11 protein-coding genes are annotated in these 11,731 nt (G+C 65.1%); 8 read left to right on the forward strand and 3 right to left on the reverse strand.

Annotated features, from left to right (window positions below; all coding sequences use genetic code 11):
- Positions 1–66 precede the first annotated feature (66 nt).
- A complete protein-coding gene (locus CLM74_RS12405) occupies positions 67–417 on the forward strand; it encodes a hypothetical protein (RefSeq protein ID WP_059064377.1) in 351 nt (116 codons plus the stop codon).
- Positions 418–470: 53 nt separating this feature from the next.
- Here the strand turns inward: CLM74_RS12405 and CLM74_RS12410 are convergent, their stop codons facing one another.
- On the reverse strand, positions 471–1,388 hold the full coding sequence (locus CLM74_RS12410; protein WP_105164211.1) for a M14 family metallocarboxypeptidase: 918 nt from the start codon (positions 1,386–1,388) through the stop codon (positions 471–473).
- 143 nt (positions 1,389–1,531) lie between these two features.
- Here CLM74_RS12410 and CLM74_RS12415 point away from each other — a divergent pair, with 143 nt between their 5' ends.
- Genes CLM74_RS12415 through CLM74_RS12430 form a run of 4 tightly spaced genes read left to right on the forward strand, consistent with a single transcriptional unit; the run spans position 1,532 to position 5,483 of the window.
- Positions 1,532–2,185 (forward strand): DUF3348 family protein, encoded by a 654-nt coding sequence (locus CLM74_RS12415; protein ID WP_105164212.1) that lies wholly within the window; start codon positions 1,532–1,534, stop codon positions 2,183–2,185.
- A gap of 10 nt (positions 2,186–2,195) precedes the next feature.
- Complete coding sequence (locus tag CLM74_RS12420) at positions 2,196–4,460, forward strand: DUF802 domain-containing protein (protein ID WP_105164213.1); 2,265 nt, start codon at positions 2,196–2,198, stop codon at positions 4,458–4,460.
- Positions 4,457–5,116, forward strand: coding sequence for an OmpA family protein (locus tag CLM74_RS12425; RefSeq protein ID WP_025874313.1), 660 nt, complete (start codon positions 4,457–4,459; stop codon positions 5,114–5,116). The genes CLM74_RS12420 and CLM74_RS12425 overlap by 4 nt, the downstream gene beginning before the upstream one ends.
- Positions 5,106–5,483, forward strand: coding sequence for a DUF2894 domain-containing protein (locus tag CLM74_RS12430; RefSeq protein WP_105164214.1), 378 nt, complete (start codon positions 5,106–5,108; stop codon positions 5,481–5,483). The genes CLM74_RS12425 and CLM74_RS12430 overlap by 11 nt, the downstream gene beginning before the upstream one ends.
- Positions 5,484–5,718: 235 nt before the next feature.
- Here CLM74_RS12430 and CLM74_RS12435 read toward each other — a convergent pair whose 3' ends face one another.
- Positions 5,719–5,982, reverse strand: coding sequence for a hypothetical protein (locus CLM74_RS12435; RefSeq protein ID WP_158684147.1), 264 nt, complete (start codon positions 5,980–5,982; stop codon positions 5,719–5,721).
- Positions 5,983–6,469: 487 nt separating this feature from the next.
- On the opposite strand from CLM74_RS12435, the gene CLM74_RS12440 reads away from it, so the two are divergent.
- From CLM74_RS12440 to CLM74_RS12450, 3 genes are all read left to right on the forward strand, one after another.
- Positions 6,470–6,934: a YrhA family protein gene (locus tag CLM74_RS12440; protein WP_234003344.1), complete on the forward strand. Its 465-nt coding sequence runs from the start codon at positions 6,470–6,472 to the stop codon at positions 6,932–6,934.
- 303 nt (positions 6,935–7,237) lie between these two features.
- Positions 7,238–9,556: a TonB-dependent receptor gene (locus tag CLM74_RS12445; protein WP_105164216.1), complete on the forward strand. Its 2,319-nt coding sequence runs from the start codon at positions 7,238–7,240 to the stop codon at positions 9,554–9,556.
- 22 nt (positions 9,557–9,578) lie between these two features.
- On the forward strand, positions 9,579–11,039 hold the full coding sequence (locus CLM74_RS12450; protein WP_105164217.1) for an esterase-like activity of phytase family protein: 1,461 nt from the start codon (positions 9,579–9,581) through the stop codon (positions 11,037–11,039).
- Positions 11,040–11,262: 223 nt separating this feature from the next.
- Here CLM74_RS12450 and CLM74_RS12455 read toward each other — a convergent pair whose 3' ends face one another.
- Positions 11,263–11,706 (reverse strand): transposase, encoded by a 444-nt coding sequence (locus tag CLM74_RS12455; RefSeq protein ID WP_025878591.1) that lies wholly within the window; start codon positions 11,704–11,706, stop codon positions 11,263–11,265.
- Positions 11,707–11,731 lie beyond the last annotated feature (25 nt).

Genomic DNA, 11,731 nt, shown 5'->3' on the forward strand with positions numbered 1-11,731 from the left:
AAGCCTGCACGTCGCAGATACGGGCAATGGACTGCAGCAGGTTGCCCATTGGTGCATCCTTGCAGCATGCAGCCCACACCCGAAACCATCGCACGCGTCAAGGAAGTCATCGACGCATGGAGCAACCCCGCCGAGGTCGCCGCCTTCGCGCTGAAGCGACGAGGATTTGGCGATTCGAACGGAGGCTTCGGCGTCGTGTATCCCCATAGCCTGGACGAGTACCAGCGTGAGGTGGAAGGGATGTTCATCCCCGACGGTCACGTCGAGCTCTACGGCTTCTGGGGACCGGCGCACGGCGGGTACGAGTTTCTAGTAGCCGAGAAACTGTACCTCGCCATTCTTGCCGATTACCTGCAGTCGCTTGGACGGGTCGACGAAGCCGACAGCCTGCGCCTGCAGGCCGAAGGCATCGGCTGATCCTGCAGCCGTTGGAAGTCGCCGGGCATGGGCCCGGCGCTACGACGCAGCCGTCAATTGGCCAGGGCGAAATCCAACCCCGCGCACACCGCCGCCACCTGGGCGTCGTTGCATTCCTGCGGGTTGGTGCGCGGGCTGTCCGGGTACACCTCGGTGGTGGTGGCATACAGCGCATCGGTGAAGCCGGCACATGCACCAATCGAGCGCGACTCACCCCACACCACGCCCGGCGACTGCAGCGGCATGCCCACCAGATTGCCTTCGGCATCGGCCGGGGCAATGTGGGTGATCGGGGCCACGGCGGCGATCAGCGCCTTCTGGAATTCGTGCTGCGGGTCTTCGCTGTTGCCGATCACATAGAAGCCATCGGGAATGGTGTCGCGCTCGAACGGCTTGCCGTCGCGGGCGCAGCGGGCCGGGTCGAACTCGTGCAGATCGCTGTCGGTGGTCTCGTGCAGGTCCAGGTGGACCCGGATGTTGGCCTTGCGTTCGGCCACCCAGCGCATCAGCGAGGCGGCTTCTTCGATCAGGCCGCCGTCACGGAAGCTGCGGTTGGGATCGATGGCATTGGGATTCCAGCGCTGGATGCGCTCATAGCCCCACGGGCTCACGCACGGGGCCACGATCAGGTTGAAGCGGCCCAGGTATCGCTCGGCGTGCTGCTCCAGGAACTGCAGGGCGCCATGCACGCCGCTGGTTTCGTAGCCATGCACGCCGCCGGTGACCAGCGCGGTCGGCAGGGCCGGGTTCCAGTCGTGGTTCACCACCGCAAACAGCGGGTAGTGGTCCGGGGCGTAGTCCAACTGGCCGTACTGCACCACGTCGAAGCGCTCGTCCAGCCGTTCCAGCGCGGTCACCACGTCTTCGTGGTAGCTGCGCTGCCGCTTCTGGCGGGCCCGCCACTGCGCGCGTTCGGCGTCGCCCCAGGGCTGTCCGGGGGTGCCGATCGGGTAGAACTGCGCAACGGTCATCTCAAGCTCCAGAAGTCGGGGTGCGGTGATACAGCCGACCATTTTAAGCCTTGTGGCCCGATCGGTGCTGCCCCTCGCCCCCGCCTTCATACGGCCGGCCTCATCTGGTTGTAAAATCAACGGTTTTTGGCCCCCACCCCTTGATGGCGAACGCAGCGCAGCCGGTCGTGGATGGACCGGACTTCCTCCGTCTGCTCGCCCGTCTCAGCGACGGCGCGATGCCGGCCTCCAGTCCCGCCCTGACCGATCGCCTCGGCCAGTGGGTGGACTGGAGCCGTGCCGTGGCCCTTGCCGGGGCGCTGGATGGCCGCCTGGCTGAACCGGCCGAGGCCGCCGAAGCGCTGGATGACCTGCTGGCCGATTGCGCCCAGGCCGAAGCGAGCCTGTTGGCCTCGCTGAGCGAGGATGCCGAGGCCGAGCGCCTGCTGGACCTGGCCGAGGCCGCCGCCGCGCCGAACTTCGCTTCGTTGCGGCAGCGCTACCGGGTGCTGCAGCAGGCCATCCAGACCGCTACCGGCCGCCTGCGCGGCCGCCTGCGCGACCAGCTGGTGCAGGCGTCACCGGAGCTGGCGCGGCTGGCCGAGGTCGATGCGGTGATGGAACAGACCTTGAGCCCGCGCGAGCACAGCCTGCTTGCCACCGCCCCGGCGGTGCTGGGTGCCCGATTCGAACGCGTGCACGGCCAGCCCGGCTGGCGCGCGTCCTTCCGCCACGACATGCGCACGCTGCTGCTCGCCGAGCTGCAACTGCGCTTCCACCCGATCCAGGGGCTGCTTTCCGCCCTGCGCTCACACTGACCGGAACACCATGTCCAGAACTGTTTTCCACGTCCTTGTCTTCCTTGCTGGCCTGCTGGCCGTGTGCTGGATCGGCGTCGGCTATGTCTCGGTGCACCCGCTGGGTGCAGCCGTGGCAGCGATCATCGCAGCCTGCTACATCGCCGGTGGCGTGGAGCTGTACCGCTACCGGCAGGCCAGCAATGGCCTGCGCGCCGCACTGGCTGACCTTTCGCTGGCCAAGGAAAGCCTGGCACCGTGGCTGGAGCGTGTGCCGCTGGGCCTGCGCAATGCCGTGCGCCTGCGCGTGGAAGGCGAACGCACCGCCCTGCCCTCGCCGGTGCTGACGCCCTATCTGGTAGGCCTGCTGGTGCTGCTGGGCATGCTCGGCACGCTGCTGGGCATGATGGACACCCTGCGCGGCACCGGCCTGGCGCTGCAGAGCGCCACCGACATGGCGGCCATCCGCGGCTCGCTGGCCTCGCCGGTGCAGGGTCTGGCGGTGGCCTTCGGCACGTCCATCGCCGGCGTGGCCAGCTCGGCCATGCTGGGCCTGCTGTCGGCACTGCTGCGCCGTGACCGCCTGCAGGTGGTGCAGCAGCTGGACCGCGCCATCGCCACTGACCTGCATCCGTATTCGCAAGCCTGGCAGCGTGCCGAGTCGCTGCGCCTGCTGCAGTCGCAGTCTGCGGCGCTGCCTACGCTGATCGATCGCCTGCAGGCGATGACCAGCACCTTCGAACAGCACAGCGCGGCCGCCAATGAGCGCCTGCTGGCCGGTCAGGCCGAGTTCCTGACGCAGAGCCAGGCGTTGCAGGAACGCCTGGCAACCTCGCTGCAGCAGTCGCTGCGCGAGGGGGCCGAAGCCAGTGCTGCGGCCATTGGTGGCGCGCTGCAACCGATGGCCCAAACCACCTTGGCCGGTCTGGCCAGCCACGGCCAGGCGCTGCATTCGCGTGTCGAACAGGCCGTGCAGCAGCAGTTGAATGGTCTGGCCGAGGGCTTCGAGCGCAGCCGCGTGGCGACCGAAGCGAGCTGGGCCAAGGTAGTGGCCGAGCAGACCGGCGCGCAGCAGGCGCTGGTTGCCGAACTGCGCCAGCATCTGCAGTCCTTCAGCGAAGGCCAGAGCACGCAGGGTGAAGCCCTGGTGGCACGCATCGGCGAGCGCCTGCAGGCCGATGCCAGCAGCAACGCCGAGGCCTGGCGCGCTGCTGCCGAACAGCAGCAGGCATTGAACAGTGAACTGGTCGAGCGCCAGCAGCAGGCGCTGCAGCATGCCAGCAGCCACCTGGATGACCGTGCGCAGGCGCTGCTGCAGGCACTGGATGAGCGCCACGCCGCCGGCCAGTCGCTGCTGCAGGAACACGAGCAACAGCGCTTGCAGGATTGGCAGGCCGCACAGGCCGCCACCGCCACGGCGCATGCCGAACTGCAGGCGGGCCTGGATGCACGCGAACAGCAGCGCCAGCTGCGTTGGGACGCGGTAAGTACCGAGCTGCAGCAGGCGCACGCGGCGTTGCAGGCCCAGCTGCTGGCAGGCGACGAGCAGCGCCTGCAGCGCTGGAGCGACGCTTTGCAGAGCGTTTCCACCGATCTGGCCGAGCGCCTGCAGGCCAATGGCCAGCGCCTTGCCGAACAGCAGCAGCAGGTCTGCGACACGTTGGCGCAGACCGCGCAGCAGATCGGCGAGAACGGCCGTGCCCAGGCCAGCGCCACGCTGGCCGAAGTGTCCACCCTGCTGCAGACTGCGGCCGCAGCACCGAAGGCCGCCGCCGAGGTCATCAACGAACTGCGCAGCACCCTGTCCGAAAGCCTGGTGCGCGACAACAAGATGCTGGAAGAACGCGGCCACCTGCTGGCCACCGTGCAGACCCTGCTGGACGCGATCAACCACGCCTCGCACGAGCAGCGCACCGCTGTGGATGCACTGGTCGGAGGCTCGGCCGAACTGCTGGAACGCGTCGGCAACCGTTTCAGCGACCATATCGCGGCCGAGACCGGCAAGCTCGATGGCATCGCCACGTTGCTCAATGGCAGTGCCGGTGAAGTGGGCCAGCTGGCCGGCACCTTCGGGGCTGCCGTCGAGCAGTTCGGCACCGCTTCGGCGGAGCTCACCGGACGCCTGGAGCAGATTGGCGGTGCGCTGGATGCCTCGCTGGCGCGCAGCGATGAGCAGCTGGCGTACTACGTGGCACAGGCGCGCGAGGTGGTCGACCTCAGCCTGCTGTCGCAGAAGCAGGTGATGGAAGAACTGCAGCAGCTGGCCGCGCGCCGCGGCAAGGCCGGCAGCGCATGAGCGACGAGCTGGAGGTCGACGGCGGCTCACACGCCCCGATCTGGGCGGCATTCGGCGATCTGATGTCGGTGCTGCTGGGCGCGTTCGTGCTGATCCTGGTCGGCGTGGTCGCCGTGCAGCTGGAGTTGTCGCAGCGCCTGGACCAGGAGGTCAAGCAGCGCCAGGCCGAAGCCAAGCGCCTGCAGACGCTGGAACAGGCGCTGGCCGGCCCGCTCGCCGCCGGCCGGGTGACGCTGGTGAATGGCCGCATCGGCATCAGCGGCAGCGTGCTGTTCGCGCTGAACTCGGACCAGCTGCAGCCGGAAGGCCAGGAACTGCTGCGCAGCCTGGCCGCGCCGCTGGCGGCCTATCTCGGCACGCGCGAAGAGATCCTGATGGTCAGCGGTTTCACCGATGACGCACCGGTGCGGGAAGGCAACCGCCGTTTCGCCGACAACTGGGAGCTGTCCGCACAGCGCTCGCTGACGGTGACCCGCACCCTGATCGCCGACGGCGTACCGGCCGATGCGGTGTTCGCCGCGGCGTTCGGCAGCGAGCAGCCGGTCAGCTCCAATGCCAACGAAGATGGCCGGGCGCGCAACCGCCGTGTGGAGATCGCGCCGATTCCCAAGCCCAAGGCTGCTGCGCCGGGCGAGAAGAACGGCAATGGCAGCTGAGTCCTCGCCTTTGGAGGGATTGCGTGCCCTGGTGCGCGACCTCGACACCGGGTCGCGATCGCTGCTGCACTACCCGCAGGTGCCGATGCTGGACGACGTGCGCCGTGAGTGGTCCGAGCTGCGCAGCGAACTGCAGGTGCGCCGCTCGCTGCGCACCGAAGCCCCGGCTGATGGTGGCCCGCTGAACTCGGCGGTGCTGGTGCAGCGCATGCTGGACACGATGCAGGCAACCAGCCCCGGGTATCTGCGCCATTTCATCGACTATGTCGACACGCTGTCGTGGCTGCAGGCGTTGCACGATGGTGCCGCCAGCAGCGGTGATGCAGCCAAACCCAAACGCACACGCAAGCCGCGCAACGCGGGTTGACCGAACATTGACGCCGGACTTGTTCCGCGCTGCTGGATCCGAAAACCCTGATCCGCGCTCCTGGTAGACGCCAACCCTGGTTGCCCCCCCATCCATCGCTTTGCGTGTCATCGCATGTGTGCCGATGTAGAGCCGAGTCATGCTCGTCTTGATGCGGGGACGCCACAGAACTGCGCACTTGGGCACCTCTATCGAATCTTCACGATGCAGCCGGATATCGCCCCCGTGAACAAACTCAACCCAATTTGCACCCGGCGACAATATCGGACTCATTCATACCCAACTCGCCGAGCACGAAGTCCATCGCTTCATACAGGGTATCGAATGACGCTCGAACGTACCGCCTGTAGAGATCTATGGCGTCCTCATAACCATCAAGGTACTCATCAAGACCGACGTGCAAGACCCCGCCGTGACGTTTTATGAAGAATTCTCTTCGATAGATCGCATCACCTTCAGCATACTCGCAATCCAGCCAAAGGCACTTGCGCTGCGCCAAGTGCCTTTCCACCGTCTCCAATTGATTTCGCATATTCATCCTCCGAGCCGCCTGCAATCAAAAATCCTTTCGCCCACCACGTCCAGAAAATTGACCTTTGGCAAGACTGCGCCGACGCGAGGACATTGGTGGGCTGGACTGCAGGTACTGCATCCTTCCATCCGCAGAATTCCCGACCAAGCGTGATGTTGAAGGCTGCATGAGAAGCTGAGAACTACGGATTGAAACGTCGCAAATAGCAACCAAGGGCGACATCGTCTGTTTCGTAGTGAGCGGACCGTTGTACGAGCCTCGGGCGGGTTCGAACCATGCACTTCTGGACACCGGATATACGCCGGTGCTTCGGCGGCGGCGGCCTCCGCCACCGAGTCAATTACGTCATTCCCCCCATCTGCCGGCCGTCTACTGTATCTCCGGCGTTGACCTCATTTGATGGAAGACAGTAGTGTCTAACTGCTTTCGACACTCGCGCACCACAAGATCAAGAATGCAGCTCTCAGTAGAAGCCAGATTGCTCGCGGTCCGCACCAATCTCAGCGAAGCTGAAATGTATATTGGCCCTCAGCTTGAGCGAGCAGACATCCAGGCTCTCCAGGCCGCGACGCTCTCCACGCTGGGGACCGCCTTCCCGGAGTCTTATCTGGACTTCCTTTCAAACCACGACGGTCTGGTAGCGGAGGGAGTCTTCCTTTACTCAGGCATTTCACGCCCCTATTCCGATGGCGGCTCGTCCCTTGCTTTGATCGAAATGAAACTCCTTGCACGCGATCGTGGATTCATGGCCGGCTATGTAGAGCATGGAGAAAGCGATATGGATTGCTATGTCTTTGAATCTGGCACGGGCCGGCACCAGGTCCGCGACAAAGTGGCGTTTGATAACGTATGCGAGGAATTCGTCTCCTTCGACGGACTTCTCTCCCACATTTTCGATTTGATCGAACAACACTGTTGACGGCAACGTTGGTTGGCGCTTATCAGCCATAGTCCTGCTATATCCGACCGCCAGAGCATGCCAACCAAAGTTGGCATCTACCACAACGGTACGCCGGTCGTTTGACGTGCACAGGAACCCCGCCACACGGGCAGTCAACGGCCCAGATAGACATGTCACCAGACAGTCATCTGTCTAGCGCACCATTTTCACGCTGACCCACGGCATCCGCAGCGTCCGCCGGTCGCATCGGCTGTCTCCCCTTTCGAAATCCATGAGCTCCGCGTCCATGCGGCGGCTCGTACCTGCCTGAGTGTCCGTAACATGACGAAGACTTTGTTGGCCGCTGCGCTGTCGATCGCGCTTGCTCCCGCGGCCTGGGCGCAGGATGCTGTCCCGACCTCCACTGGCACGTCCGCCACTGAACTCGATGCGGTTTCAGTCATCGGCAGTGGCGAGGCGCGCCAGGTGCAGCGCATCACCCGCGAGAACCTGGACATCCTGCCGCCGGGTACCAGCCTGCAGAAGACGCTCAACCTGCTGCCCGGCGTCAACGCGCAGTCGGCCGACGCGCTGGGCACCAATGAACAGTCGATGACCCTGAGCCTGCGCGGTTTCAACTCCACCCGCCTGGGCTACACGCTGGACGGCGTGCCGCTGGGCGATGGTGCGTACAACAACTACAACGGCCTGACCATCAACCGTGCGCTGATCAGCGAGAACATGGCGGGCGCCGAACTGGCGGTGGGCATCGGCAGCCTCGGCACGCCGTCCACCAGCAACCTCGGCGGCACCATTTCCTATACCTCCGACCGCCCGGCGCAGGAACTGGGCGGCCGCGTGGTGCAGACCTTCGGCAGCGATGCCAACCGTCGCACCTTCGTGCGCGTGGACAGCGGCGAGTACAACGGATTCTCCGGCTACGTATCGGGCATGAACGCAGTCTCGGACCTGTGGAACGACCAGACCGCGTACAACAAATCCACTACCCAGCAGTTCAACGCGAAGGGCGTATGGAACTTCGGCAGCGGCCAGATCACAGGTTTCGTCGACACTTCGCGGACCAGCCAGGCGGACTACTTCTACCTGTCCAAGGACGAGATGTCCCGCGGCCTGGGCTGGGACTGGGGCGGCTACGCACCGGACTGGAACAAGGCCGTGGCCAAGGCCTACTGCAACACCGCCAGCCTCAACGCGAAGAAGTGCGACAACAGCGGTCCGGACAGGGACGCCGACGGCGCATTCACCGCCGGGCAGATCCTGCGCGATGACAACCTGTACTACCTGGCCGGTGATTTCTTCCTGGCAGATGGCTTCAGCCTGCGGGCACTGGCCTACCACCACGATGACCGCGGCGAAGGCCACAACTGGAACAGCGGTGCGTGGTCGAACAAAGGCACCGCGCAGGAAATCCCGATCATCTTCCGCAACACCATCTACACCATCGACCGCGATGGCGGCACGCTGTCCTTCGATTGGGAGCTGGGCGCACACCGCCTCGAAGGTGGCCTCTGGTACGAACGCAACACCAGCAGCGCCGAACGCTACCAGACGGCGGTGGACGGTCCACGCGACCTCAGCGGCATGAACACCCTGCCCTCGGATGTGGGCGTGTTCGCCCAGCGTACGCGCTGGAAGACCCACCAGTTCTTCCTGAAGGACACCTGGCGCCTGCTCGATGACCGCCTGACCCTGGAGTTCGGCGCCAAGAGCCCGCACGCCACCTCCGATGCGCAGGCGCTGCCGGGCGATGCGAAGACACCGATCCTGCCGAGCTCGAACAACCAGTTCGCCACCGGTTCGCTGAAGGCCAGCAGGAATTTCCTGCCCAGCGTGGGTGCCAACTTCCGCCTCAGCGAGCATCACGAAGTGTTCGCCAGCTACGCCGAGAACATCGCCATGTTCCAGGGCGGCTTCAAACTTGGCCCACAAGCGGTCAGCCAAGCCACCTGGAACGCGCAGGGCAACCTGAAGCCGGAAGAATCACGCTCGCTGGAGGCGGGCTATCGCTTCGTCACAGATACGTTGCAGGCATCGGTCGCTGCCTACAGCGTGCGCTTTGACAATCGCCTGCTGCAGTACAACCCCTGCGATTCGCGGCAGCCGGTCGGCCCCACCTGCGGCAACCGTTTCTACAATGTCGGCGGCGTCGACAGCCGCGGTGCTGAACTGACCGTGCTGTGGACACCGAACGAGCACTTCAGCTGGTACACCTCGGCGTCGCTGAACCGCTCGACGTATGCCTCCAACTACACCCAGGCCGGCGTCGAGCAGCAGATCAAGGGCAAGATCCAGACCGACACGCCCAAGCAGCTGCTGGCCACCGAAATCACCTGGCGCGACAACGGCTGGTTCGCCAGCCTACGCGGCAAGTACACCGGCGAACGCTTCTACACCTATACCAACGACCAGGGCTTTGGTGGCTTCACCGTGTTCGACCTGGCCGGTGGCTACGATTTCGGTCAGGTTGGCTTCGCCAAGGGCATGCGCCTGTCGCTGAACGTGACCAATGTGGGTGACAAGCGCTACGCCAGCAACCTGGACTCGAGCGTGTTCGCCCCCAGCGACCCGGCCGGCAAGCTGTATGTGTTCCATGCGTCGGCACCGCGCCAGGTGTTCGGTACCATCGACATCCGTTTCTGATCGCCGGCCGAGGAGTCCATTGATGTCCGTTACTGCCCTGCTGTTGGCCGCGCTCTCGGTCAGCGGCTACAACGCACCGCATGAAGCCCGCGGCATGCCACCACGCGCGGTGGACGTGGCCAGCTTCACTTACGTGGACAAGGGATTGGTCGCCGCCGGACGATTGCCGGCCGGCACCGTGGACTTCCTCGGCGATACGCTGGGCTCGTTCTCGTCGTTGGCGGTACAGCCGGGCACGTGGCGGCGTACCGCGCGTGGCTATGAAGGGGTGCTGTGGACCCTGCCCGACCGCGGTCGCAACGATCCGGAAGCCGGCCTGTTCTACGACTACGCCGGTCGCCTGGAGCGCATGCAGCTGCGTATCGACTGGCCGGCGGGCAAGCCAGAGAGCTTCGGCACGCTGACGATGAAGCCGGAAAAGGGGCTGGTGCTGAAGGACTACAACGGCCAGCCATTCACCGGTGCCGACCCGGGTGATCACACCATCATCCAGCGTGGCGTTGTGCTGCCCTCGCCGGCCGTGGGCGCGGGGGCCGGCAAGGTCGCGCTTGATGCCGAATCGCTGCAGTTCACTGCCGACGGCCACTTCTACATCGGCGACGAGTACACCGCCAACGTCTATTACTTCAACGCACAGGGTCAGCTGCAGGGCGTGATCGTGCCGCCGCAGGCGATCCAGCCACAACGTGATGGCAAGCCTGCCTTTGGATCATTGGCCCCGCCGCAGACCGGGCGCCGCAACAACCAGGGCGTGGAAGGCATGGGCCTGTCGCCCGACGGCACACGGCTGTTCGTTGCCCTGCAGAGCGCGCTGATGCAGGACAGCGCGGCGGGCAATGCCGCCGGCCGCATCAACACCCGCGTACTGGTCTACGACGTGTCTGCCAACCCGACGCCGACGCAACCGGTGGGCCACCATGTGATGATCCTGCCCGCCTACGCCCACGACGGCAAAGGCAAGCTCGACCGTACCGCTGCACAGAGCGAGCTGCGTGCGCTGGACAACGAGCGTTTCCTGATGCTGGCACGCGATGGCAATGGACTGGGCAAGGAGAGCGACGACCCGATCGTCTACAAATCGGTGCTGCTGGTGAACGTGGCGCAGGCCTCCAATCTGGTGGACACGGCCTATGAGACCGGCACGGCATCGGTGCTGGCCGATCCCGCTGACGCCATGTTGAAGACCGGCATCGTGCCCGCCAACGTCAAAGAGGTGCTGAACCTGCTCGACCGGCCGCAGCTGGCCCGGGCCGGGCTGGACCTGGATACAGGGCGCGGCCCTCACCCGGGATTGCTGTCGGAGAAGTGGGAGGCAATGGACGTGTTGCCGGCGCTTGATCCAGAGCACCCGAACGACGTACTGCTGCTGATCGGCAACGACAACGACTTCACCGCCCGCAACTGCCGCATGCAGGGCGAGCACTGCGACAGTGCGTACGACAACGACAACCGGGTGCTGGTGTATCGGCTCACCCTGCCGTAGTGCCGGCCGCTGGCCGGCAACCTCACAAACCCCGACCGGTGGTAGTGCCGGCCGCTGGCCGGCAGCCTCATGAACCTCCGGACGCACCGCTTGGTTGCCGGCCAGCGGCCGGCACTACCCGACAGGAAAAACCCGCGCGCCTGCCCCATGGTAGTGCCGGCCGCTGGCCGGCAGCCTCATGAATCTCCGGAAACACCGCCTGGTTGCCGGCCAGCGGCCGGCACTACCAGATCGACCACGCATAGGGATACTGGCCAATCTCCCTGGCCAGGCCCGCCCGAATGGGATTGCCCAGGATATACAGAGCCTGGCGATGCAACGATTCCTCTGCCCTGACCGCATGATCGAAGTACCCGGACTGCCAGACCACGCCGCGACGACCGACCAGCCGATTCAAGGCCAACGCGCTGGATGATTTGAACCGACGGGCGATACCCGACAGCTCCGACGCACGTAGTTGCAACATCCAATGCACATGATCCGGCATCACCACCCATGCCAGTGACTGGACCAGGCCTTGTCGCTCCAGTTCCTCAAACTGGCTGGAGACGCAGCCTGCGGTAGCGCCGCATTCAAAGCGTCGGCGGCGCTGGCATGTTGTCGTGGTCAGCACATATACCTGACCGATGATGGAGCGCCGCCCGTGGCGCAGGAGATCGCTGCTCATGGCCCATCGTGGATCAGGCAGACCT

Origin of the sequence: Stenotrophomonas sp. MYb57 (assembly GCF_002966815.1) — a bacterium.
GTDB lineage: Bacteria > Pseudomonadota > Gammaproteobacteria > Xanthomonadales > Xanthomonadaceae > Stenotrophomonas > Stenotrophomonas indicatrix.